Origin of the sequence: Acinetobacter sp. YH12068_T (assembly GCF_024606005.1) — a bacterium.
GTDB lineage: Bacteria > Pseudomonadota > Gammaproteobacteria > Pseudomonadales > Moraxellaceae > Acinetobacter > Acinetobacter amyesii.
In genome coordinates, this window is sequence record NZ_CP094555.1 from 2,984,599 (window position 1) to 3,010,873 (window position 26,275).

General features: G+C 42.5%; 21 protein-coding genes and 5 tRNA genes. All 26 read right to left on the reverse strand.

Annotated elements, in window-relative coordinates:
* Nucleotides 1-116: 116 nt before the first annotated feature.
* Nucleotides 117-4,316 (reverse strand): DNA-directed RNA polymerase subunit beta', encoded by a 4,200-nt coding sequence (gene rpoC / locus MST18_RS14210; protein WP_078192842.1) that lies wholly within the window; start codon nucleotides 4,314-4,316, stop codon nucleotides 117-119.
* 141 nt (nucleotides 4,317-4,457) lie between these two features.
* Complete coding sequence (rpoB, locus tag MST18_RS14215) at nucleotides 4,458-8,546, reverse strand: DNA-directed RNA polymerase subunit beta (RefSeq protein ID WP_180024736.1); 4,089 nt, start codon at nucleotides 8,544-8,546, stop codon at nucleotides 4,458-4,460.
* 302 nt (nucleotides 8,547-8,848) lie between these two features.
* Nucleotides 8,849-9,220, reverse strand: a complete 372-nt coding sequence (gene rplL / locus MST18_RS14220; RefSeq protein WP_078189828.1) for a 50S ribosomal protein L7/L12 — start codon at nucleotides 9,218-9,220, stop codon at nucleotides 8,849-8,851.
* A 48-nt stretch (nucleotides 9,221-9,268) separates the two neighbouring features.
* Nucleotides 9,269-9,775, reverse strand: coding sequence for a 50S ribosomal protein L10 (rplJ, locus tag MST18_RS14225; protein WP_111885844.1), 507 nt, complete (start codon nucleotides 9,773-9,775; stop codon nucleotides 9,269-9,271).
* A gap of 301 nt (nucleotides 9,776-10,076) precedes the next feature.
* Nucleotides 10,077-10,772 carry a 50S ribosomal protein L1 gene (gene rplA / locus MST18_RS14230; protein WP_078189830.1) on the reverse strand — a complete coding sequence of 232 codons (696 nt, stop codon included), beginning with the start codon at nucleotides 10,770-10,772 and terminating at the stop codon, nucleotides 10,077-10,079.
* 3 nt (nucleotides 10,773-10,775) lie between these two features.
* On the reverse strand, nucleotides 10,776-11,204 hold the full coding sequence (gene rplK, locus MST18_RS14235; RefSeq protein WP_004868049.1) for a 50S ribosomal protein L11: 429 nt from the start codon (nucleotides 11,202-11,204) through the stop codon (nucleotides 10,776-10,778).
* A 115-nt stretch (nucleotides 11,205-11,319) separates the two neighbouring features.
* Nucleotides 11,320-11,853, reverse strand: coding sequence for a transcription termination/antitermination protein NusG (gene nusG, locus MST18_RS14240; protein WP_078189831.1), 534 nt, complete (start codon nucleotides 11,851-11,853; stop codon nucleotides 11,320-11,322).
* 7 nt (nucleotides 11,854-11,860) lie between these two features.
* Nucleotides 11,861-12,301: a preprotein translocase subunit SecE gene (secE, locus tag MST18_RS14245; RefSeq protein ID WP_078189832.1), complete on the reverse strand. Its 441-nt coding sequence runs from the start codon at nucleotides 12,299-12,301 to the stop codon at nucleotides 11,861-11,863.
* 76 nt (nucleotides 12,302-12,377) lie between these two features.
* A tRNA-Trp gene (locus MST18_RS14250) sits at nucleotides 12,378-12,453 on the reverse strand.
* 55 nt (nucleotides 12,454-12,508) lie between these two features.
* Nucleotides 12,509-13,699 (reverse strand): elongation factor Tu, encoded by a 1,191-nt coding sequence (gene tuf, locus MST18_RS14255; RefSeq protein WP_180132751.1) that lies wholly within the window; start codon nucleotides 13,697-13,699, stop codon nucleotides 12,509-12,511.
* Between the two features lie 155 nt (nucleotides 13,700-13,854).
* Nucleotides 13,855-13,929 (reverse strand) — tRNA-Thr (locus tag MST18_RS14260).
* 23 nt (nucleotides 13,930-13,952) lie between these two features.
* Nucleotides 13,953-14,028, reverse strand: a tRNA-Gly gene (locus MST18_RS14265).
* Nucleotides 14,029-14,066: 38 nt separating this feature from the next.
* Nucleotides 14,067-14,150, reverse strand: a tRNA-Tyr gene (locus MST18_RS14270).
* A 54-nt stretch (nucleotides 14,151-14,204) separates the two neighbouring features.
* Nucleotides 14,205-14,280: transfer RNA gene (locus tag MST18_RS14275), tRNA-Thr, on the reverse strand.
* 98 nt (nucleotides 14,281-14,378) lie between these two features.
* The gene (trpE, locus tag MST18_RS14280) at nucleotides 14,379-15,872 is read right to left on the reverse strand and encodes an anthranilate synthase component I (protein ID WP_078193306.1); all 1,494 of its coding nucleotides are present in this window, start codon (nucleotides 15,870-15,872) and stop codon (nucleotides 14,379-14,381) included.
* Between the two features lie 117 nt (nucleotides 15,873-15,989).
* The gene (gene gph / locus MST18_RS14285; protein ID WP_111886013.1) at nucleotides 15,990-16,658 is read right to left on the reverse strand and encodes a phosphoglycolate phosphatase; all 669 of its coding nucleotides are present in this window, start codon (nucleotides 16,656-16,658) and stop codon (nucleotides 15,990-15,992) included.
* A gap of 77 nt (nucleotides 16,659-16,735) precedes the next feature.
* On the reverse strand, nucleotides 16,736-17,485 hold the full coding sequence (locus MST18_RS14290) for an FHA domain-containing protein (RefSeq protein WP_180132752.1): 750 nt from the start codon (nucleotides 17,483-17,485) through the stop codon (nucleotides 16,736-16,738).
* Between the two features lie 77 nt (nucleotides 17,486-17,562).
* Nucleotides 17,563-19,794 (reverse strand): type II secretion system secretin GspD, encoded by a 2,232-nt coding sequence (gene gspD / locus MST18_RS14295; protein ID WP_180132753.1) that lies wholly within the window; start codon nucleotides 19,792-19,794, stop codon nucleotides 17,563-17,565.
* 42 nt (nucleotides 19,795-19,836) lie between these two features.
* Nucleotides 19,837-20,703 (reverse strand): type II secretion system protein N, encoded by an 867-nt coding sequence (locus tag MST18_RS14300; RefSeq protein ID WP_180132754.1) that lies wholly within the window; start codon nucleotides 20,701-20,703, stop codon nucleotides 19,837-19,839.
* A complete protein-coding gene (gene gspN, locus MST18_RS14305; RefSeq protein ID WP_168379021.1) occupies nucleotides 20,703-21,446 on the reverse strand; it encodes a type II secretion system protein N in 744 nt (247 codons plus the stop codon). The genes MST18_RS14300 and gspN overlap by 1 nt, the downstream gene beginning before the upstream one ends.
* Nucleotides 21,447-21,613: 167 nt before the next feature.
* On the reverse strand, nucleotides 21,614-21,940 hold the full coding sequence (locus MST18_RS14310) for an H-NS family nucleoid-associated regulatory protein (protein ID WP_078190459.1): 327 nt from the start codon (nucleotides 21,938-21,940) through the stop codon (nucleotides 21,614-21,616).
* Nucleotides 21,941-22,082: 142 nt separating this feature from the next.
* Complete coding sequence (locus MST18_RS14315) at nucleotides 22,083-22,514, reverse strand: thioesterase family protein (RefSeq protein ID WP_180132755.1); 432 nt, start codon at nucleotides 22,512-22,514, stop codon at nucleotides 22,083-22,085.
* A gap of 9 nt (nucleotides 22,515-22,523) precedes the next feature.
* Nucleotides 22,524-23,717, reverse strand: a complete 1,194-nt coding sequence (locus tag MST18_RS14320) for a heme biosynthesis protein HemY (protein ID WP_180132756.1) — start codon at nucleotides 23,715-23,717, stop codon at nucleotides 22,524-22,526.
* Between the two features lie 6 nt (nucleotides 23,718-23,723).
* A complete protein-coding gene (locus tag MST18_RS14325) occupies nucleotides 23,724-24,566 on the reverse strand; it encodes a hypothetical protein (protein ID WP_180132757.1) in 843 nt (280 codons plus the stop codon).
* On the reverse strand, nucleotides 24,563-25,342 hold the full coding sequence (locus MST18_RS14330; protein WP_180132758.1) for a uroporphyrinogen-III synthase: 780 nt from the start codon (nucleotides 25,340-25,342) through the stop codon (nucleotides 24,563-24,565). Before MST18_RS14330 ends, MST18_RS14325 begins: the two co-directional genes overlap by 4 nt.
* Before the next feature lie 3 nt (nucleotides 25,343-25,345).
* Nucleotides 25,346-26,263, reverse strand: a complete 918-nt coding sequence (gene hemC / locus MST18_RS14335; RefSeq protein ID WP_078193127.1) for a hydroxymethylbilane synthase — start codon at nucleotides 26,261-26,263, stop codon at nucleotides 25,346-25,348.
* Nucleotides 26,264-26,275 lie beyond the last annotated feature (12 nt).

Consider the following 26,275-nt stretch of genomic DNA (forward strand, 5'->3'; position numbering starts at 1 on the left):
TTATGTTCTATTTTTACTATAGGAAATAAATCAACATTAGGAAAGCTTTAATTTTCAATTCATCCGCATAAAAAAAGCCACCCAAAGGTGGCTTTTTTGAAAGATTTAAGGGCTAATTAAAGACCGTTAAATTCATCGCTAAATGCTTGGCTTAATGCTTGATCTACATCAGAGAAATCATTGTGAAGCTCAAGCTCTGCAGCTTCAGACTCTTGACGACGACGTTCTAAGTGGTAAGCCAAACCTGTACCCGCTGGGATCAGACGACCTACAACTACGTTTTCTTTCAGACCACGTAATTCATCTTCTTTACCTGTTACAGCAGCTTCAGTTAACACACGAGTTGTTTCCTGGAACGATGCAGCAGAAATGAACGAGTCAGTAGAAAGCGACGCTTTGGTAATACCCATCAATTGACGTTCAAACTTCGCTGGGAACTTGTTTTGAGCTGCCACAGCTTGGTTTTCTTGAACAACGCGGATGTATTCCACTTGCTCACCTTTGATGAAGCTTGTATCACCACCGTCAGTGATTTCAACTTTACGAAGCATTTGACGTACGATCACTTCAATGTGCTTGTCGTTGATTTTTACACCTTGCAGACGGTATACGTCCTGAACTTCGTTCACGATGTAGTTTGTCAGTGCAACTTCGCCTTTCAAACGTAAGATGTCGTGTGGGTTTTGCGGACCATCAGAAATGGTTTCACCACGGTTCACATGCTCGCCTTCGAACACGTTAATCGTACGCCATTTCGGAATTAGCTCTTCGTAAATCTCAGAGCCATCATCCGGAGTAATCACAAGACGGTTCTTACCTTTGGTCTCTTTACCGAAGCTTACGATACCTGAAATTTCAGCAAGGATCGCATGTTCTTTCGGTTTACGTGCTTCGAACAAGTCAGCTACACGCGGTAGACCACCGGTAATATCACGTGTACGTGAAGATTCTTGTGGTACACGACCAATAACATCACCGACACCAATTGTTTCGCCGTCGCGCACAGTCAGAATCGTGTTTTGTGGTAGGAAGTAGAACTGTTCGCCGCCATCTGTTGTATCCAATACAACAGCTGGACGCATATCTTTACCAGATGCTGGACGTGAAGTTACTGGAAGTACCTCAATAGTCGTCATACCTGTTGCATCATCAGTTTTCGATGTCACAGTTACGCCATCAGCGATTTGGCTGAAACGCACTTTACCTGCAACTTCGGTAACCAATGGATGTGTATGCGGATCCCAAGTCGCTACGATACCGCCAGCTTCCACAGCTTCTCCATCTTTAATGATGATTGAAGCACCGTATGGAATTTTGTAACGTTCGCGTTCACGACCGATGTCATCTGCGATACCGATTTCACCTGAACGTGAAGTTGATACCAAGTGACCTTTAGCGTGTTGTACTGTTTTCACATTGTGGAAACGTACTGTACCTTTGTTACGAACTTGTACGCTGTTAGCAGCAGAAGTTCGGCTCGCAGCACCACCTACGTGGAATGTACGCATTGTTAACTGTGTACCTGGCTCACCAATTGATTGAGCAGCCATTACACCCACAGATTCACCTGGATTCACCAAGTGACCGCGAGCAAGGTCACGTCCGTAACATTTCGCACATACACCGAAAGTAGATTCACAGTTTACAACTGAACGTACTTTCACTTCATCGACACCTTGCTCTTCTAAGTAGTTTGCAAGTTTTTCGTCGATTAAAGTATTACGTGGAAGAATCACATCATCCGAACCTGGTTTCTTCGCATCTTCAGCAAGTACACGACCCAATACTCGAGTACCTAAGTTCTCGATGACATCGCCACCTTGAATGAACGGAGTCATTACAAGACCGTCGAAAGTACCACAATCTGGCTCAGTAATTACCAAGTCTTGTGCAACGTCAACCAAACGACGAGTCAAGTAACCTGAGTTCGCAGTTTTCAATGCAGTATCGGCCAAACCTTTACGTGCACCATGTGTTGAAATGAAGTACTGAAGTACGGTCAAACCTTCACGGAAGTTCGCTTTAATTGGTGTTTCAATGATCGAACCATCTGGTTTCGCCATCAAACCACGCATACCCGCTAACTGACGAATCTGAGCTGCCGAACCACGGGCACCTGAGTCAGACATCATGTAGATCGAGTTGAATGATTTTTGTTTCTCGTCTTCACCCTGTTTGTTTTTAACAGTTGTGAAAGACAAGTTGTCCATCATCGCTTTCGCTACTTGGTCGTTTGTACGCGCCCAAATATCGACAACTTTGTTATAACGTTCGCCGGCAGTTACGAAACCTTGCTCGAATTGTTGTTCAATTTCACGAACTTCAACTTCAGCTTTTTCGATAATTGCTTGTTTTTGTGGCGGAATTAACATGTCTTCCATACCAACAGACACACCTGAGTGAGTCGCTTGACGGAAGCCCAAATACATCAATTGGTCAGCGAAGATAACAGTATCTTTAAGACCTAATTTACGGTAGCAAGAGTTGATCAATTTAGAGATGTTCTTTTTAGTCATCTCAACGTTGATTTGTTGGAAATCCATACCTTCAGGTACAACTTCCCAAAGTAAACAACGACCTGGAGTTGTGTCTACAACAATGGTTTGTTGTTCACGGTTACCATTTTCGTCAATGACAGTTTGGTGTACACGTGCTTTTACGCGAGCGTGTAAATCAACTTGACCTGTTGCAAGTGCACGGTTTACTTCGTCAGTATCCGCAAACACCATGCCTTCACCTTTGGCATTGATCGCATCACGAGTGATGTAGTACAAGCCTAAGACAACGTCCTGAGAAGGTACGATGATTGGCTCACCGTTCGCAGGAGAAAGAATGTTGTTTGTTGACATCATTAACGCACGAGCTTCTAACTGAGCTTCAAGTGTTAATGGTACGTGTACCGCCATTTGGTCACCGTCGAAGTCGGCGTTAAATGCCGCACAAACTAACGGGTGAAGACGGATCGCTTTACCTTCAATCAGGGTTGGTTCAAATGCTTGAAGACCCAAACGGTGAAGTGTAGGCGCACGGTTCAACATCACTGGATGTTGACGAATTACGTGAGCAAGTACGTCCCAAACTTCTGGAGTTTCACGCTCAACCATTTTCTTCGCAGCTTTAATGGTTGTCGCTTGGCCAGATGCTTGTAGTTTCGCAAAAATGAATGGTTTGAATAATTCAAGCGCCATTTTTTTCGGAAGACCACATTGGTGAAGACGTAAAGTCGGACCTACGGTAATTACCGAACGACCAGAGTAATCGACACGTTTACCCAATAAGTTTTGACGGAAACGACCTTGTTTACCTTTGATCATGTCTGCCAAAGATTTAAGAGGACGTTTATTCGAACCAGTAATTGCGCGACCACGACGACCGTTATCAAGCAATGCATCAACAGACTCTTGTAACATACGTTTTTCGTTACGTACGATAATGTCTGGTGCTGCAAGGTCTAGTAGACGTTTTAAACGGTTGTTACGGTTAATTACACGACGGTAAAGATCGTTTAAGTCAGAAGTCGCAAAACGACCACCTTCTAGAGGAACCAACGGACGAAGATCAGGTGGAAGTACTGGGAGTACATTCATCACCATCCATTCTGGTTTGTTGTTCGACTCTTTGAACGCTTCCATCAATTTCAGACGTTTAGAAGCTTTTTTAAGCTTCGTTTCTGAAGTTGTATTTGGAATTTCTTCACGAAGACGTGAAATTTCAGCTTCAAGATCGATGTCTTTCAACAAATCTTGAACTGCTTCTGCACCCATTTTCGCAGTGAATTCATCACCGTGTTCTTCTAAAGCAGTGAAGTATTCTTCATCGTTTAGAAGTTGGTATTTCTCAAGTGGAGTCATACCTGGGTCAGTTACAACGTATGATTCGAAATACAATACACGTTCGATATCACGTAAAGTCATGTCTAAAAGCAGACCAATACGGCTAGGAAGTGATTTTAAGAACCAAATATGTGCAACTGGAGAAGCAAGGTCAATATGCCCCATACGCTCACGACGTACTTTTGCAGTTGTTACTTCAACGCCACATTTTTCACAAATGACGCCTTTGTATTTCATACGCTTGTATTTACCACACAAGCATTCGTAATCTTTTACTGGACCAAAGATTTTGGCACAGAATAAACCATCACGTTCAGGTTTGAACGTACGGTAGTTAATGGTTTCAGGCTTTTTAACTTCACCATGAGACCACGACTTAATCATTTCTGGTGACGCAAGACCAATACGGATGCGATCAAACTCTACAGGAGCATGACCGTCTGAATCCGTCTTTTTGCGCATGATATCGAGCAAGTCTTTCAATTTTTTTCTCCGTGTGTTGTGGAGATTTTCACTTCACAACTGGGTCACAAATATTGTTTTTTTAACTGAGAAATCCCCCTTGCCCCTCTTGATTAAAGAGGTGAGAAGCACTGCTTCGCAAGGGAGATTCAATGGAACTAATTAGTCACCATTTTTCAGTTCAATGTTGATACCTAAAGAACGGATCTCTTTGGTCAATACGTTGAACGATTCAGGCATACCTGGGTCCATGTAATGGTTACCATCTACAATGTTCTTATAGATACGGGTACGACCTTCAACGTCATCCGACTTCACAGTAAGCATTTCTTGAAGTGTATATGCTGCACCGTAAGCTTCGAGTGCCCATACTTCCATCTCACCGAAACGCTGACCACCGAATTGTGCTTTACCACCAAGCGGCTGTTGAGTTACTAGAGAGTAAGAACCAGTAGAACGCGCATGCATCTTGTCGTCAACCAAGTGGTTCAGTTTCAACATGTACATGTAACCCACAGTTACTGGACGGTCAAAACGTTCACCTGTACGACCATCATACAATACTGTTTGACCAGTACGTGAAATGCCACCAAGTTCTAACAATTCTTTGATTTGTGATTCTTCAGCACCATCAAATACTGGTGTTGCTAAAGGAACACCTTTACGCAAGTTACCTGAAAGCACCAAGATTTCTTCATCAGTCAAGCTATCAAGATCTTCTTGTTCGCCACCAACTTTATTGTAAATCTTGTCTAAGAAATCACGAAGCTCAAGTACAGTACGTTGCTCTTTCATCATCTTGTCGATTTGATCGCCAAGACCTTTAGCCGCCATACCTAAGTGAGTTTCAAGAATCTGACCCACGTTCATACGTGATGGTACACCCAGTGGGTTAAGTACAACATCAACTGGAACACCGTTTGCATCGTGTGGCATGTCTTCTACAGGTAGGATGTTTGATACAACACCTTTGTTACCGTGACGACCCGCCATTTTATCACCCGGTTGGATGCGACGTTTTACAGCCAAGTAAACTTTAACAACTTTCAATACGCCAGTTGTCAGTTCATCGCCTGTAGACAATTTACGTTTTTTCTCTGCAAATTTCTCGTCAATTTCAAGGCTCTTCTCTTTCAAGAACACTTGAATTTGAGTTAAACGCTCAGCAATCGCTTCGTCAACTGGTTGGATTTCAATAAGATCAACCAACTCAAGACCAGACAATAACTCTTCAGTTAATTTGTCACCGCGTTTAGTTGTACCGCCACCATTCGATTCTTGACCTTTCAACAAACGAACAATACGTTCACGAGCTGCTTCTTCAAAGATTTTGAATTCTTCTTTCAAATCTTTACGGTAAGCATCTAATTGAGCTTTTTCAATTGCTTGAGCACGTTCGTCTTTTTCAAGACCATCACGTGTAAACACTTGAACGTCAATAACAGTACCTTTAACACCAGAAGATACACGTAAAGATGAATCTTTAACGTCAGCCGCTTTTTCGCCGAAGATTGCACGAAGAAGTTTTTCTTCCGGAGTAAGTTGGGTTTCACCCTTAGGTGTTACTTTACCTACAAGGATATCGCCCGCTGTTACTTCTGCACCGATGTAAACAATACCTGACTCATCAAGTTTAGAAAGTGCTGCTTCACCCACGTTAGGGATATCGGCAGTAATTTCTTCCGCACCCAATTTAGTATCACGTGCTACACATGACAATTCTTGAATGTGGATTGATGTTAAACGATCTTCTTGAAGCACACGCTCAGATAATAAGATCGAGTCTTCATAGTTGTAACCGTTCCAAGTCATGAATGCTACGCGCATGTTTTGACCCAATGCCAATTCACCGCCATCTGTAGATGGACCATCAGCTAATACGTCACCACGACCCACTTGATCACCAAGGCTTACAAGCACTTTTTGGTTAATACAAGTGTTTTGGTTAGAACGTGTATATTTGATCAGGTTGTAGATATCTACACCTGCTTCACCCGCGATCATTTCGTCTTCGTTTACACGAATAACAACACGAGACGCGTCGACGAATTCAATACGGCCACCACGTTTCGCAAGAACACATACACCTGAGTCGTGCGCTACGTTTGCTTCCATACCTGTACCAACAAGCGGCTTGTCAGCGATTAACGTAGGTACTGCCTGACGTTGCATGTTTGAACCCATCAATGCACGGTTGGCATCATCGTGTTCAAGGAATGGAATAAGTGATGCAGCAACAGATACAACCTGCTGTGCAGATACGTCCATATGCGTCACTTTTTCAGGAGGCATACGTACGAAATCACCTTGGTGACGTACAGAAACAAATTCTTCTGTTAAATTACCGTCTTTATCTACACCTGAATCGGCCTGTGCAATCACAGTACCTACTTCTTCAATCGCAGAAAGGTATTCAACGTCATCCGTTACACGACCATCAACAACTTTACGGTAAGGCGTTTCTAAGAAACCAAAATCATTCGCTTTCGCATAAACAGAAAGTGAGTTGATCAAACCAATGTTTGGACCCTCAGGAGTCTCAATTGGACATACACGACCATAATGAGTTTGATGTACGTCACGTACTTCGAAGCCCGCACGCTCACGAGTCAAACCACCTGGGCCCAATGCTGATACACGACGTTTGTGTGTAATTTCAGACAACGGGTTGTTTTGGTCCATGAACTGAGACAACTGGCTTGAACCAAAGAATTCTTTGATTGCAGCAGCAACTGGTTTCGCATTGATTAAATCTTGCGGAGACAAGTTATCAGTTTCAGCTTGAGATAAACGTTCTTTAACAGCACGTTCAACACGAACTAGACCAACACGGAATTGGTTTTCTGTCATTTCACCAACAGAACGAACACGACGGTTACCCAAGTGATCGATATCATCGACTTCACCTTTACCGTTACGGATTTCAACTAATGTTTTCAATACATCAGTGATGTCTTCGTTCGAAAGAATACCTTCAACTTCACGAGACTTCTGATCCGTACCCACTTCGTAAGGACGACCCAAACGACGGTTGAACTTCATACGACCTACTGGTGATAAGTCATAACGTTCAGAAGAGAAGAATAAATTGTTGAATAAGTTTTCAGCAGCTTCTTTTGTTGGTGGCTCACCCGGACGCATCACTTTGTAGATTTCTACAAGTGCTTCTTCACGACCAGTTGTAGTATCTGCACGTAAAGAGTCCGCAATAAATGGACCACGGTCGATGTCATTGGTATAAAGTACGTTGAATTGTTTAACGCCGCCTTCAGCCAATTTCACCATAATTTCATGGCTTAGTACTGTATTTGCAGCAATTACTTCGCCATCACGTAACGTTACATCTTCAGCAACAATACGTTCATATAGGTATTCATCAGGAACAGAAAGTTTTTCAAGACCTGCTGCTTCCATTTGACGAACATGGCGCGCGTTAATACGTTTACCTTGTTCAACAATTGTCTTACCGTCTGTACCCACGATATCAAACTGAGCCATTTCGCCACGTAGACGTTCTGGAACCAAGTCAATTTGATAGCTACCCATATCAAGATATACAGGTACTTTTTCGTAGAACATGTCTAGGATTTGTTCGTTGTTATAACCCAAGGCACGAAGCACAACAGTCGCAAGTAATTTACGACGACGGTCAATACGAACATATACAAGATCTTTTGCATCGAATTCAAAGTCTAACCATGAACCACGGTAAGGAATGATACGAGCAGAATAAAGAACTTTACCGCTAGAGTGAGTTTTGCCTTTATCGTGGTCAAAGAATACACCTGGTGAACGGTGTAATTGAGATACGATTACACGCTCAGTACCATTGATCACAAAGGTACCGTTGTCTGTCATAAGTGGCATTTCACCCATGTAGACTTCTTGCTCACGCACATCTTTGATTGTTTTAGTTTCGCGATCTTTAATGATCAGACGAATTTTTACACGCATTGGCGCCGCATAAGTTGAGCCACGAAGAATACATTCGCGCACATCAAATTCAGGCTTACCAAGACTATACTCAACAAATTCTAAAGCAGCATTGCCAGAATAACTTTCAATAGGAAAAACTGAACGAAATGCGGCTTGGAGACCGATATCTTCGCGGTTTTTTGGAGTTTTGCCGTCTTGAAGGAAAGTTCGGTACGAGTCGACTTGAATCGCGAGCAAGTACGGAACATCCATTACCTTGGGCAATTTACCAAAATTCTTACGGATCCGTTTCTTTTCGGTATATGAGTATGCCATCTGGAGTCCTCGGAAAGTAAACTAAGTCCGCCTGCAGAACGAACTTAGAAGGAATTACGCAGGCCGATATGGCCACCACTTTCACAAATGCTGCAATTTTTAGTGGTATTAAAACGCTTAACAATATTTTTTACTGAAAAATATTGGTAAGCGTTTGGTTTTATAAATTATTTTTAATTTGTATGATTTTTATATCATGCAAACAAAAATCGAGCCGATTATTGTAACGCAAAAAGGCTGATGACCCAAGGGCCACCAGCCATTTTTTGGAGCCGATTATAAAAAATCGACTCCCCTTAAGATTACTTAAGTGTAACTGTAGCACCAGCTTCTTCAAGTTTTTTCTTAAGTTCTTCGCCTTCTTCTTTAGAAACGCCTTCTTTAAGAACTGAAGGAGCGCTTTCAACAAGATCTTTAGCTTCTTTAAGACCAAGGCCAGTAGCTTCACGAACTGCTTTAATTACAGCAACTTTGTTAGCACCGAAAGAAGTCAACTCAACGTTGAATTCTGATTGTTCTTCAGCAGCAGCACCAGCAGCGCCAGGAGCAGCAGCAACTGCTACAGCAGCAGCAGATACGTTGAATTTTTCTTCGAAAGCAGAAATAAGTTCAACAAGTTCAAGAACAGTTTTTTCAGCAACTGCGTTTAAGATTTCTTCGTTTGTTAAAGCCATGAGAGTAACTCCAAATGGGTATTGAATGGTGTGTAAATTGATTTAAGCTTAAGCAGCTTCTGACTCGTTTTTCTCTTTGAGCGCAGTAATAAGGCGACCCAATTTCGAAATAGGAGCTTGAAGAACGTTTGCAAGCATAGTAAGCGCTTTCTCTTGGTTTGGAAGGTTCGCGATAACGCTAACTTCAGCACCTTGATAAACTTTACCGTCAAATGCAGCAGCTTTAAGTTCAAATGCTTTATTAGTTTTAGCAAATTCTTCGAACAAACGAGCAGCTGCGCCCATGTCGTCTTCAGAAGTTGAGAAAGCTAAGATTGTTGGGCCAACAAGGTTGTCGCTCAAGATATTGAATTGAGTATCTTGAAGAGCACGTTTAGCCAAAGTGTTACGAACTACACGAGTAGCAACACCTAGTTTACGAGCTTCAACACGTAGAGCAGTTAATTGCTCAACAGTTAAACCTTGATAGTCAGCAACAACAGCAGCATACGCAGTAGAAGCAACTTCAGTTACTTCAGCTACGATCTGTTTTTTGCCTTCGATAAGAAGAGCCATTGTAAAACCTCCTAACGGTGATTTATGCACCTATACAGATGCACTCCCAATTCGTTAGCTCATCACTGAACCAACACGCGGAGGAGGAACAAATCACACCACCGCGTCTACTCAGGCTGGGCTATTAAGAAGAAAGCATACAACTCCCCTCGCCTGAGGTCTTTGACGCTGATAAATCTAAATTTATCAATTCAAAGTTTGCCTGAATCACGCAATATACGACGAAGCGTTTCTTGCGTAATATTTAAAGCAGTGCTTCAAATATTACTCAGGGCTTTAAAATTCTGTAATAAGTCGAAACTTATTTAGAAACGTTTGCTACATCAACAACAAGACCAGGACCCATAGTTGAGCTTAAAGTGATCTTTTGGATGTAAACACCTTTAGAAGTAGCAGGTTTTGCTTTCTTAAGGTCAGCTACAAGAGCTTCAACGTTTGAACGAACAGCTTCAGCAGTGAAACCTACTTGACCGATCGCAGCGTGGATAATACCCGCTTTGTCTACACGGTAACGTGCTTGACCAGCTTTCGCGTTTTTAACAGCAGAAGCTACGTCAGGAGTTACAGTACCCACTTTAGGGTTTGGCATTAAGCCACGTGGACCAAGAATCGTACCTAACTTACCAACAACGCGCATTGCATCCGGAGCTGCAATTACTACGTCAAAGTCAAGGTTACCCGCTTGGATGCTTTCCGCAAGATCATCAAAACCAACAACGTCCGCGCCTTCAGCTTTAGCAGCTTCAGCAGCAGCGCCTTGAGCAAACACAGCTACACGTACAGTTTTACCAGTACCTGCAGGAAGTGTAGTCGCGCCACGAACAACTTGGTCAGATTTACGAGGATCAACACCTAGGTTTACAGCAACATCCAAAGATTCTTTGAATTTTACTGCTGGAAGGCCGTTAAGAACTGCAACTGCCTCTTCCAAAGTGTAAACTTTGTTAGCTTCAACAGCAGCAACAATGGCTTTTTGACGTTTAGTTAATTTAGCCATGTCTTATAGCTCCACTTCCAAGCCCATAGAACGCGCAGAACCAGCAATGGTACGTACACGTGCGTCTAAATCAGCACCAGTAAGATCTGGTTCTTTAGTAGTCGCAATTTCTTCTAATTGAGCGCGAGTCAACTTACCAACTTTAGTTTTGTTAGGTACAGCTGAACCCTTTTGGATGCCCGCAGCTTTCTTAAGAAGAATCGCAGCAGGAGGAGTTTTCATGATGAATGTGAACGACTTGTCGTTGTACACAGTGATCACTACTGGAATTGGAAGACCAGCTTCAACTTTTTGTGTCGCAGCATTGAATTCTTTACAGAATGCCATGATGTTAACACCACGTTGACCTAGTGCAGGACCAATCGGTGGAGATGGATTTGCTTTACCAGCTGGAACTTGCAGCTTGATATAGCCGTCAATCTTCTTAGCCATTTCAATTACCTCTGGGTACTAACGCCGCTAGGCTCCCCATACATATAAGTAACAATACCGTTACAACAACAATGCCCGACTCATAACAAATCGGGCGTTTATCAACCAAGTTAAATTAAACCGATTTTTCGACTTGGCGAAATTCCAGCTCAACCTGAGTTGGTCGATTAAATACATTAATCGTCAACGTTAAACGTGACTTATCGTATAGAACTTCTTCCACCACGCCTTTAAAATCGGTGAATGGACCATCAATTACGAGTAATTCTTCACCTGGTTCAAACATCGTCTTAGGACGAGGTGCTTCGCCAGTATTGCGTACACGTGCAAGAATCGCATCAGCTTCTTTTTGCGTAATTGGTGCAGGCTTCTCTGCAGTACCACCAATGAAACCTAATACTTTTGGACATTCTTTAACAATGTGCCAAGTTTCATCATTCATTTCCATCTCGACTAATACATAGCCTGGAAAGAATTTACGCTCAGATTTACGTTTCTTACCATCCTTCATTTCCACTACTTCTTCAGTAGGGACAAGGACTTCACCAAAGCTATCGGCTACAGCGCTACGCTGGATTCGATCATTAAGTGAGCGTAACACTTGTTTTTCATAACCAGAATAGGCATGAATAATGTACCAACGTTTCATAGCTCTCTTACCCGATAATAAACTTCATTAACCAGCTCAAAGCATAGTCAAAGCACCATAATAAAATAGATGCCACTAAGACTACCGCAAGTACCTGCCAAGATGTGGTCATGGTCTCTTGCTTGGTTGGCCAAGTCACTCGACGTAACTCAATTCGAGCATCTTTCAACAATCGAACAAAGCCTTTGCCTTGATGGGTGGCGTATAATAAACCTAAAGCCACGATGATACAAGCCAAAATTACCCCAACACGGACCCAAACATCATTCGCTGGTGCCCAGTATGCTGGCAAATGTTGATTCACCATCATAGAACTACCGAGTAAAATCAACGCGATAACCCACAGAACATAGTCTAAAGGGGAACCAGAATTAACAACTTCAGCAGGATTATTTCTTTGAGGAATTGGCGCGTCGCTTAATGCGTCACGCGATTTATCATTCGACATTTTTGTACTCGTCGTAGGATTCGCGACTTATTATATGACCAGTTGAGCCAGCATCAAGCTTCTTTTTAAAAAAATTTGGCAGGCCAGGAGGGACTCGAACCCCCAACATTCGGTTTTGGAGACCGACGCTCTACCAATTGAACTACTGACCTGCAGAGCAAATCGAGAGTCGAAACTCTCGATCTGTACAAAGATAACTGTATTATATTATGCAGTTACTTTAGAAACAACACCCGCACCAACTGTACGGCCACCTTCACGGATTGCAAAGCGTAAGCCAGCGTCCATTGCGATTGGGTGGATTAATTCTACTGACATTTCTACGTTGTCACCAGGCATAACCATTTCAACGCCTTCTTTAAGCGAGATCGCACCAGTTACGTCAGTTGTACGGAAGTAGAACTGTGGACGGTAACCGTTAAGGAATGGAGTATGACGACCACCTTCGTCTTTAGAAAGTACGTATACTTCTGCGTCGAATTTAGTATGCGGTTTGATTGTACCTGGTTTAGCAAGTACTTGACCACGTTGAACGTCTTCACGTTTAGTACCACGTAGAAGAACACCACAGTTCTCGCCCGCACGACCTTCGTCAAGAAGTTTACGGAACATTTCTACGCCAGTTACAGTTGTTTTAACTGTATCTTTAATACCAACGATTTCAACTTCTTCGCCTACTTTCACGATACCAGTTTCAACACGGCCAGTTACTACTGTACCACGACCTGAAATTGAGAATACGTCTTCGATTGGCATAAGGAATGCTTGGTCGATAGCACGTTCTGGTTCTGGGATGTAAGAGTCAAGAGCTTCAACAAGAGCAGCCACAGCATCTTCGCCGTATTGACCAGCTTCACCATTAAGCGCTGCAAGAGCAGAACCACGGATTACTGGAGTGTCGTCGCCTGGGAAGTCATAAGTAGAAAGAAGTTCACGAACTTCCATTTCTACTAATTCAATTAATTCTTCGTCGTCTACGATATCGCATTTGTTTAGGAATACAACGATATAAGGTACACCTACCTGACGAGAAAGGAGGATGTGTTCACGAGTTTGTGGCATAGGACCATCAGTCGCCGAACAAACAAGGATCGCACCATCCATTTGCGCAGCACCAGTAATCATGTTTTTAACATAATCGGCGTGACCTGGGCAGTCTACGTGAGCGTAGTGACGGATTGGAGAATCGTATTCTACGTGTGAAGTATTAATTGTAATACCACGTGCTTTTTCTTCTGGTGCAGAGTCGATTGCAGCGTAATCTTTCGCTTCACCACCGAATTTTTTTGCACACACAGTTGCAATCGCAGCTGTTAAAGTCGTTTTACCATGGTCAACGTGACCGATTGTGCCCACGTTAACGTGCGGCTTATTACGTTCAAACTTAGCCTTAGCCATGCTTTTCTTCCTCGTTTACGTCGAACACAATTCTGAGTAAAACCCAGCTCCGACATATCGCCTAAAAAAAATAAACACCCAATACTTGAAAAGCAGACTAAAAAGCCTGCTTCTGGAATCTTGCGCAACATTTAAAGTTGCTAAACTGTAAAATCTGGAGCTCTTATCGAGATTTGAACTCGAGACCTCTCCCTTACCAAGGGAGTGCTCTACCACTGAGCTATAAGAGCAAATATAAGCACTTCAATAGATATGGAGCGGGAGACGAGGGTCGAACTCGCGACATGTAGCTTGGAAGGCTACCGCTCTACCAACTGAGCTACTCCCGCACGATGTTGGTACAAACCACTTATTGAAGTCTTAAAATTGGTGGTGAGGGAAGGATTCGAACCTTCGAAACTTTCGTAGCGGAGTTACAGTCCGCCCCCTTTGACCGCTCGGGAACCTCACCATTTTACACTTACTTCAGCGTTGTTCTCTCTACTCACTCTCAAACTTTCTAAGATGGTGCCGGCACACGGATTCGAACTGTGGACCTACTGATTACAAGTCAGTTGCTCTACCAACTGAGCTATGCCGGCGTTTCTTAGTGTTTCGTACGTTTCGTATCGGAACGGTGTGCAGTTTAGCAAATCTTGAAATCCTTGCAAGTGTTTTTTCTAAAAAAAACGTGAAAAACTCATAAAATCAATCCATTTGATGATAATTCAACCGCTTTGATCACTGCGCGAGCTTTTATTTGGGTTTCATTCCACTCTGATTCAGGATTTGAGTCGTACACCACCCCTGCTCCAGCTTGAACATACACCTTATTTTCACGAATTACACAGGTACGAATCGCAATCGACATGTCCATTTCGCCATGCCAGCCTAAATAACCAACAGCACCACCAAAAATTCCACGTTTTACTGGTTCAACTTCGTCAATAATTTCCATAGCACGGATTTTTGGTGCGCCTGAAAGCGTACCCGCAGGGAATGTTGCCTTAAAAACATCCAAAGCATCGACATCATCACGTACTTCACCTTGCACATTTGACACAATGTGCATGACATGCGAATAACGTTCGATCACCATTTGATCAGTCACGTGAACTTTACCGATTTTAGAAACGCGTCCAACATCATTTCGCCCCAAATCGATCAACATCAAATGCTCTGCAATTTCTTTTTCATCAGATAGCAAATCTTTTTCTAGCGCTAAATCTTCTTCTTTTGTTTTACCTCGTGGTCGCGTTCCCGCCAAAGGACGAACTGTTGCCACACCATTTTCTAAACGGGACAAAATTTCAGGTGATGAACCGACGATATGAAAAGGAATGTCATTTTCTAGTGTCTGCCCTTGCACCAAGAACAAATATGGCGATGGATTGAGGTGACGTAGTGCACGATAGACCTGCAAAGGCTCACCATCAAAATCGGATACCATACGATGGCCCGGCACAACCTGCATCACATCACCGGCCTTAATGTACTCTTTTACTTTCGCAATAGAGTCAATAAAGTTGTCATGTCCAGTGATGGATTCAAACTGTGGTGCAGTATGCTTATTTGCTTTGAGTGCAATTGGGGTTGCCAAAAGTTCTTCTAGCTCATCCAATTGTTGCTGCGCCTTGGTATAGGCCTCAGCATCATTTACATCGGCATGCACAATTAAGAATAAGGTATCCTTAAGGTTATCAAAGACGATGACGGTTTTTGATAGCATCATCCAAATATCCGGAATCCCGACCGGGTCAGCTTCTGGAACGTTATTGAGCTTTGGTTCGATATAACGTACAGCATCATAACCAAAGTATCCAACCAATCCACCAGTAAAGCTCGGCAACGCTGGCAAATCTTGCTGTGTAGGCACTTTATATTGTGCTTGGAAGTCACGAATGTATTGAAATGGGTCAGCACATTGTTGTTTTTCAACCGAGCCATCAGCATGTTGAACGGTCAACTGCCCTTCATTACACGAAAATACGGTGGACTCGCCCAAGCCAATAATGGAGTAACGCGCCCAGTTTTCGCCACCCTCTACAGATTCAAATAAATAGGCTTGTTTATGTTGTTTTAATCGCGCAAAGACAGAAAGTGGAGTTTCTGTATCTGCCAAGCGCTGACGATATACTGGAATCAAGTTATATCCAGCAGTTTTCAGTTGTTCAAATTGAGTTTGTGTAGTCATTTGGGTTTCTCTATATTTCGCGTGTTCAATTTCAGTTAATTTCTTCTCATGCTGATTGAGTGACGCCATCGAAATACTACACACTTGCTCATTTTCACTTCCTTAACCCTACTTATTTCAACCCAATAATTCTTTTAAGTTATCAACCACGTGCTGCGGCTGACAATCTCGAATATTTTCACCATGATTATAGCCATAGCTGACCACAATACAATCAATACCCGCACGACGTGCTGCCTCTACATCATTGACAGAATCACCCACCATCAAAATTTGCTGTTTCGGCAAGGCATAATGCTCCGCACAATACTCTAGCTGCTTGGGATGTGGTTTACGCTCTTCAAAACGATCTCCGCCAATCACATCATCAAAGTATTCATGCATACCTAGTGCCTGCACAATACTGCGTGCCGGTTGCTCTGGTTTATTGGTCACACAAATCAGAATTTTCTCTTCTGCTTTTGCCCAATCCAAGAACGCTAGAATGCCGTCAAAGGGCTGCGTCAAAACACAAGGATCTGCATTGTAAATCTTTAGAAAAGTTTCCAGTAAAAGATGGTGCTGTGCGGCATCCACCTTCCCGGTCAAGTATTCAAGTACGCTATGACAAAACAATGAAGTTCCTTTCCCAATCCAGTTTCGCACCTGCGCTTCTGTGACCAACGGTAATTGCAACGCATTTAGACTCATATTCATCGCACGATGTAAGTCAGATGCTGAATCGACTAGCGTTCCATCCAGATCAAATAAAATCATTTGGCGTTCTGCTAAACGAACTTCAAACATAATGTCCCTCTATTTTTTTGTAAATTTTCCCCATAAAAAAGGCATGCCCATGCATGCCTTTTGAGGAATGTCTCGGTTTATTTAAACAAGACCCATGCAATAATTGCAAGAATGATTAAAACAATGACTGAGATTAAGCCCACAGAGGCATTTTTTTGCGCTTCACGCTCTTGCTCTACACATGTCGCTGGAATTTCTACATCACATGCTTCATTTTTCGGAACAGCAGTTACGTCAATTCCCTCAGGAATTGGTGCAGGTTTAGGCACACCTACATTGGTCGGCATACCATCACGAGTCAATTGAACCGAGCCATCTCGCTCTTTCAACTCTGGCATACCTTGATCATTCATTTGTTGTGCTGCGGTTTTAACAACAGGCTCTTGTGCCTTAGTCTCAGACGTGTTTGCTACAGACTCTTGTGCCACAGTTTCAGAAACTGCAACAGCTTCAGACGGCTGCTGAACAGGTGTAATTTCTTCTGTTTGCAACGCTTCAACGCTTTGTTCAATATCCGCAGGGATCTCCACGGCTTTAGCCGGAGCCAATAAACTAAACTTCACACTGGCAAACTGTACAATATCACCTTCTTTTAAAAGAGATTCACCAGTCAAACGGACATCATTAATAAACGTCCCATTAGATGAATTGAGATCTTGCAACCAGAGTGCCTGATCTTTCAGTACAAAGGCAGCATGTTTACGCGATACATCAGATTCTTGTAAAACAATATCTGCTTGTTGATGACGACCCACCAACATATCTCGCTCAATACTAATTTCTTGTCCTGTTAAATCACCAGAAATTGCTTGAATTTTCCAAGTCATGAAGTTAATTCTCTATTGCTCGTTTTTTTCATCATAGCATGCTGTGGTTTCAAAGCTAAACCACCCTGCTGTCTCACCTAAGGCATGCCCGCCACTTTGCCATTCGGTACGGTAATGGTTTGGCGCTTCACCGCAGGTTCAATGGCGACTGGCGTGGAGACCACTGCCGCTGGCTGTGTCATTTGTGGTGCTGTCGGTACCGTCTTATACACAGGGGCTGGCGCTGTACCTTTTGAAACAGGTATGCGCTGTTGATACACATCGTCCACATTTTCAGGTAATTTCGCAAAATTACCGTCATTATCCAATGCCAGTTGCAGACTATAGAGCTGACTGTAGCGCTGCTGAGACATTTTCTTCACATCGGCAGAATTTCCAACAATGGTCGGATGAATAAAGATCAGCAAATTGCGTTTACTGTTGGATTTTCCTTCCGAGCTAAAGAGTTTACCAAGTACAGGAATAGCCCCTAGCCCCGGAACCGATTGACGCCCATGCAATGTATTGTCAGAGATCAAACCACCCAACACAATCGTTTGACCATGCTCTGCCAAGATCGAGGTTTTGATCGCACGTTTAGTCGTAACCAAGTCCGACGCTTGACCTTTATTGTCTTTTACATCAGAAACTTCTTGCTCGACCTCTAAACGCACCGAACCACCGTCGCCAATATGCGGCACAACTTTCAACGTCACACCGACATCTTTACGCTCAATCGATGTATATGGATTGGCTGTACCACCATTGGTGGTGACCGAGCCTGTCACAAATGGAACGTTCTCACCCACCACAATATAGGCTTCTTCGTTATCCATCGTCACAATAGACGGTGTAGATAATAGATTCGATTTGGTTTTTTCTTTTAGGGCCTGAATCATCGCACCATAGAGTTTGCGCGAACCATCACTGCCTTCACGATAATCACCAAGGACCAAAGAAGTACCCGCACTCACCGCGCTACCTGCACCCGCAGCGCCACCAGTTAAATAACCTGCGGCAATATTCTTTAAACTAGAACCAAAGTTATCAAAGTTAATTAAGCCGATACCACTACTGATATCACCCAACGCCCATTGCACACCGAGTTGATCGGTATCCGTGCCTTCGACTTCAATAATCGCCGCTTCGATCAGCACTTGCTGACGACGAATATCCAGCTGCTGAATCGCAGATTCAATTTCACGCATGAGCTGCGGATCTGCTTTCACAATCAGTGCATTTTGTGTGGTATCGGCAATAATACTGACGCCATTGGCATTAAAACTTGAAATACCATTTTGCGTATTATTGGAAGAGTTATTGCTGTTGAGGTTAATGCCAGAACTGGTGTTATTTTGTGAGCTGAATGACTGTGAATTCGAACTGTTACTATCATTCATTAAACTGTTCATCGTGCTGCTATTTGAGCTATTCGATGAATTCGTACTCGAAACAGCCTGCCCCGTGACCAAGCCTTGCAAGATTTCCGACAAGTTTTTGGCACTTGCATACTTCAAACGGAAGACTTTCAATCCACCCAATCGATCTGCCGCAGGCACATCTAAGGTCTCAATAATCTTACGAATACGCTTACGTGTCGCTGTATCACCTTTAATGATAATACGATTGGTTCGATTGTCCGCAATAATACGAATTCGTGAACCTTTCGGGTCTTTTGATGCGCCGGTCGAACTCATCGACTCTAACAGCCCAATCATTTCTTCGGCCTGACTCGATTGCAGCGTCACGGCTTCGATATCATTTTGACCCGTTCCATCTAAATTACGAATAATCGTTTCGAGCTGGTAAATATTACTAGCACGGTCTGAGACGATCAGCGCATTGGTCCCCGCCACTGCCGACAAATGTGCAAATTGTGGCATCAAGGGACGTAGGGCTGGAATTAAGTCATTCGCATTGGTGTTATCGAGCCAAATTACTCGGGTGACAATTTGGTCTCCAGACGCAAGGTGGCGCGCATCATAAGGAATGCCTGAGCTTTTTACATTACTGTCTGGAACCAGTTTAATGGTGTTGCCCGATGGAATCGCCACCACGCCATTGACATTCAATACACCGAGAAACAGGTCATAGACTTCATTTTTATTTAAAGGCTTATTGGAAATAACCGTTACATTTCCTCGTACCCGTGGATCAACTGCAAAATTTTTCCCCGTGATATCTGCGACTTCATTAATGAATGCCGTAAGATCTGCATCACGTAAATTGATTTTCCAAGTTTGTGCATAACTTGCTGTGCTGACCATAGCAACCAAGGGCACCATGGCATAGGTAGCTAAAGTTGAACGGTTATTATTAAATAAAGCCATATACGCCTGTGTTTCCTAACCCTATAAAGTGATGAAACATCACTAAAAATCCTGTTGTATGGTCATCACTTGATCACCACGTTTGACTTCAAGTTTCACCTGCCCTTCACGGCGGGCTTGTTCTAATAATTGCGCCTCAGATTGTCCTGCACCGACCGCCTGCCCATTTAAAGACATGATGCGGTCACCCGGCTGCAAACCCAATTTATTTCTTAAGGCTGCAGGTGTTCGATTTGAAACTTCAAACCCACCATTAACTGATGGATTTACCCCCATTTCCTGCATATATTGTTCACGATTTTCAGTCATGCGTTGTACGGCCTGACCAATCGCGGACTGCGTTGTGCTTTGCCCTAAATTTGCAGGATCAGTTGTATTTTGCATGCTGTTATTCTGCAAAGATCCGCCTGATGTTGCATTGGCTGTAGGGACAATCGGTTGATCTAATCCGTTTTCAATACCTTGGAACGCCAATTCACGCCGTGCACCATTGCCCTGCGTTAAAATCACCTTATCCCAATACACTTCAGCCAATTGGTAGGATGAACCTTGAATGGTTTCTCCAACCAAGTAGCGATCTGAACTCTCATTGACCTTAATCACTGCCGACGAGTAACGACTTGACTGTCCAACCACCACACCTTGTAACACCATATTTAACTGCGCGTCAGCTGCTGAACTGCGATTTTCCTGAAACAAGGCAAAAGAACTAATATTAGGAACTTGCGTTTGCTGTGAACCCAATTCAACTCGGTCTAACTGCATGGCTTGTGGCGGTGCAATCAATAACCAAAATAAAGCGGCTAACTTCCAGCACAGGTACAAAATTATTAAAACCAAGACCACAGGTGCAAGTCGATCTGTTTGCTTCCAATTGATCTCGCGGATTTTTTCGAAATAGTCAGCCATCAGTTCACCCCACTCAATAGGGGTTGACGCGAACTAATCACATACGTATCTAATCCTGCCTTACCTTCATAGGAAGCAACATTCATCAAAAAGCGCTGGGTTAATTGCACATCCAACATGAGGTCTGGCTCAAGTGACATATTCATCATTTTTTGTTCACGTTGATCTCGAACATCAATCGACAATTTGCCATTATCGTCTTTTAATTGAGCCAACATGGCAGGCACATTCATTGACTCTTGACGCTGTGCAAAGCTAAATGACAAATCCCCACCTGCCCACTGTATCTCGCCTGATGAACGACTAAATCCCTGTTGTGGCTTATATTTAAACTGCACATCTTTTAATTGAATGGCATTCATTGGCCATTGCCAATCGGCAAAACTTTTTAAGGTTTCAGGGGCAATTTGACCCTCTAAGTTTTTGATGCTGATACTTTTTCCAAAACCATACCCCATCACACCTTGCAGTTTGGTATTGCCACTATGAATTTCAACATTTGCACCCAAGCGCAACAAAATCAAATCCCACGGGCGTGTGTTCCAGTTTAACGAGCCTTTCAAATTTCCTCGTGTCCAATCTGCTTGCCCGTGCCAAATATTGCCACTGACGTTATGTAGCATTTGGTTATTTTTATAAAACTTTGTAATGAGCCACGCTGCTGGCACTTGCAGCATAACGAAAATTAAAAAACTGATCGCAGCAAAAATGAGCCACCGAATATTATTAGTTTTATTGATCATCCCACCACAACCGAGCCATCAATTTTTTTCCATCATTTAAACATTTTTCTTTATAGACACATTATGCATACTTTTTCTTCATAGCCAATTCAAAGAGATAAAAAAACCAGGCATTTGCCTGGTTTAATTATCCTGAACTCAGGATATGACGATTTCATGAATTATTCTTAAATTAAGAAGTCTTCTAGTTTCGCGCCTTTTTCTAACTCAGCCACTAACCAACGTGGTTGCTTACCACGACCAGTCCAAGTGTCATCTGCATTGGTTTTGCTACGGTAACGTGGTTCAACCGCTTTACGAGTTGATTTTTTACGTTTGCTTGAACCAAATTCAAGGATTTGTTCAACGCTTAAATCTAAATTTTCTGCAATTTCAACAATACGGTTGTACGCATCTTCAATCGCTTGATCTTTTTTAGATGCAATCAGCGCTTCAGCTTCTACTTGAAGCTTCTTTAACTCTTCAACTGATAAATTACTAATATCAGGCATAATCTTTAACTCCGAAATTTCATTTTAATAATGCTTATGAAAACTCGCTCATAATATTATAATAAAATTTTTATTCAATAAATAACTTTCATTTTACTACAATATTTTAACACGACTCCTTAAAATATATAAAGTTAAATTGTATTTAAATATTATTTCCGACTGAAATCTCCAAAGCTTTTATTTTAGTTTTTATACTTTCTGGAATTGAAGTTTTTTGTAGGGTAGTTTTATCCACGCACACAATAACCGCATCGCCTGTTGCAACGATTTTTTGTTGCTGTTCACTCCATAATATATAACTCATACGAAATGCACTATTTCTTAATTCTTCAACGCGCGTTGCCACTTTTAAAATATCAGGATAAACCACGGGGCTTAAATATTTACATTGGCTTGAAGCCACAACCGTAACCACAGACTGATTAAATATATCCAACTGATCTAAATAACCAATCCGCGTACTTTCCATATAACGATAATAATGCACGTTATTTACATGACCAAAAGCATCCATATCCCCCCAAGCGACGTGTTGAGTATGAACCAATGAATATTGAGCTAAATCTTCTCGCATATAATGTCCTTATATTCGAATTTCCATAAAATTGGCATTATTTTCAAATATTAAATTTAATTGTTTGATCAAGTCATCCTGCTGATTTAAAGCTGACTTGATGCGTAAATAACTCATTAATACATCATTTGGATATAATTCTAACAATGCATCTGCTTCAGCTTGACGTGCTGTCGCTTGGTAAATATTCCATTTTGCAAAACTAAAAACAGGCAGCGCAGGATACTTTTCTTCCCAATGTTGAATCTGCTGTTCTACAGCCACATAGTCAGGGTTTTGCTTCAGCATTTTTTGCTGGAACCACAAAAAGAACACTTCTTTGTTAAATTGCTGTTCCAGCAAATGAATGGCCAATTGCTCATGCTCCTGACTCATCTCTGGCATACGAGACAAGACTTTTAACCAAAGCACTTTGACCGCATATTTACGCTCTGTGATTTGATCTTGTAAATCCAAATAACGCTGCTTTAAATACTGTAAGTCATCGACATCAGCTTGATCAAACGCTGATAATAATTGCTCCAACCAAGCTTGTTTTGTCAGCTCATCTAAATGTCCATAACGTGTCGAACGCAAATACAACCAAGGAAACTGCAACGCAAACATGCCCCATAGCGTGGTTAGGCGCTGCTCATAGGCACTACTGACTTTTTGCAACCATGGCGATAGTTCATGTTGATTTAAAAATTCAAGATGCGTTAAAGCCTTTTCACCCTCTTGTTGAGATAAATAAATTTCAATCCGTTGCAATTCTGCAAGCTCAAAAGCCATTGGATTGGTCTGAGTTAATGCATTTAATGCTGTTTCATATTGTTGCTGAATCCAATATAAACGCGCATCGATCACCCCTTTTAATAATCCAGACTCAGTAAAAGCTTGCTGAATAAAGTTTTTTTGATCTTGCGCAGCATTTAAAAGCCAAATGACAGCCAATTGCTCATAGGGATGTAGTTTATTAAAACTAAAGACCGTTTCAGATTTACGTTGTTCTCGACTTAAATAACGTTTAACCGCATACCAAAGCATTTGCACGACTAAACTCAGTAATGCTAGCAATAATGCTAAAAACCAAATATTGGATTGAACTTGCCATTCACGCCAGTATAAATACACATAACCTGCACCATGTCCAAAACTCAGCAAACTAATAATGGCGACAACCAATAAGCTAATAAATAAATAGGCCAATAAAATATGTTTCATAGTCGATTATCCTATGAGTGCCCGAGTATTTAACAGCGGTACAGAAATAACCGGAATGTCCTTTAATTGTTCTAAACGTTGGCGTATCAGTTTTAATGAAGCATCTGGCAATTGCTGCATAATTTTAATAATTTCAGTGATTTCTTGTTGAAATTGAGGATATTGTCCTTGATTTAAAACCTGCTGAGCCAAAATTAAACGCAACTGCATTTCTTTTAATACCAAGCTACGCTGCATTAATACGAGACTCGGTTGCTCAACCGATTCGACTTGAATCCATTTTTGCCAAAAAGAAAGACCTTTTTGCTGCTCTTTAGAACTATAGGGCTTTAATATTTCTTTTTCTAACAATTGATCGATCGATTGCAGAGTATTTTTCACTTTATCGGACTGCAACTGACGCTCTGTCACATATTGCTTTAAGGTCTCACGGTCTTTTTGAATCACCTGATGCAAACTCATGCGCAGTGCAGGTGCCAAGCTCAACTGATCTAATTGTTGATCTAATTTGTTTAATTTTTCCATAGCAACAGCAAATTGTTGTTGCTGCATGGCAAATTCAACCAAATCAAGTTGCTGAGCCACCACACTCATTGGCTCAATACTATGGGTTGCCTCAGCAGCAATCGAAGCATTCGATATCGTTGCAGCCGACATCTCGGTCGTTCTGCCGCTCAACTGTCGTTTCAAAGCCACAACCTGATCATTCAAACCTGCATTGCGCTGTTGCAATAAAGTTTGCTGTTGCATCAGTTCGGTTTGTTGAGCATTGACTTGAAATAGGTCAAAACTGAGTTTAGCCAACCAAAGTACGGCGACAATGACCACAACGACAAACAACTTCTTCATGTATTTCCCTGCACGACTTGCACATGCTGCAATATGTGTGTCGCGTTTAAATCTTCGAGTTGAATAATTTTAAAATCTTTGTTCAGTGTTATACGACTTTGCTCAAGTAGCTCGAACAACCTTACACCTAAAACTAAAAAATGTGCATGACTCAGCACTGATAAATGCGACTGAATCAAGTCAAGCCAATTGAGCCAACTGGCCTCACTGGTGATCAACATACAATACGGAGATGACAACTGATGTTCAGAAATGAGTGTTTTTACTTTTTGAGTGGTCTCTTCCGGTAGATGCCGTTCGTATAGCACCAAATTGAGAACCTGAATGCCACGTGCTAGCAACTGCTGCATCATAAATTGACGACCACCTTCACCGCGCCAAAATGCAACGCAAGCCCCGGCCTCTAATTGTTCTAAATGGCTTAAGGTGAGCATTCCCTCCGAGGTTTCCACCTGCGGTACGACACTGTGAATACCATAATCAGCCAGCTTTGCTGCAGTTGCATCACCGACTGCAACCCATTGAATATGTTCGAGCTGATCAAGTGAAATGCCTGCCTTACGCAAACCTTGCATTCCAAAGGTAACCGCAGAGGGGCTCACCACAACCAATACATCCGCAGCACTCAACTGGGCGTAGCACGCTGCCAATGCTTCTGACCATGCCCGTGGCTTGAGCTCAAGTAATGGAAGCTCAGCCACAGCAACACCCGCAGAGCGCAGCGTCAAGCTAAGCTGCGTTGCACGATCTGCTGGACGTGTATTGATAAAAAGCATGTATTAATACAGTGCCTTTAAAATTTCACCTGCACCTTGGGCTAACAAGTCTTGTGCCAATTTGACACCGAGCTGTTCAGCTTGTTCAGGAAGACCTACTTGCTGTGCTTTCAACAAGGTTTGACCGTCAACACTACCGACACGACCTTCCAAATGAATCTGACCATTTTCTAAGGTTGCATAACCTGCAATCGGTACTTGGCAGCCACCTTCTAGATATGCATTAAATGCACGTTCTGCGCGTACACAGGCATTGGTCTCTGTATGCATTAAGGGCAAAATTAAATCCAATACAGTTTGATCTTGGCTACGACATTCTAGGCCCAATGCACCTTGTCCAACTGCAGGTAAACTCACAACAGGCTCAAGAGTATGACGAATACGCTCTGCTAAACCCAAACGCTTCAGCCCTGCACTCGCCAAAATAATCGCATCATAGTTGCCCGCATCGAGTTTAGATAAACGCGTACCCACATTGCCACGCAGATCAATAATCTCGAGGTCTGGACGTTGTTTTAAAATTTGGCATTTGCGGCGCAAGCTCGATGTCCCAACCTTCGCACCTTGTGGCAACTCATCAAAACTGTTATAGGTATTTGAAACGAAAGCATCTAATGGATCTTCACGCTCACAAATCACGGCCAAGCTTAAACCTTCAGGCAATGCCATCGGCACATCTTTCATCGAATGAACTGCCAAGTCTGCACGACCATCCAACAACGCCGCTTCTAATTCTTTTACAAATAATCCTTTTCCCCCAATTTTGGCTAAAGGGGTATCTAGAATCTTGTCACCTTGAGTCACAAAGGTCACCAACTCAACTTTCAAATTTGCATGAAGTGCTTCTAAGCGTGCACGAATATGTTCCGCCTGCCAAAGTGCAAGCGGGCTTTGTCGAGTTGCGATCTTAAGGATATTCATAAATTTTAAAAT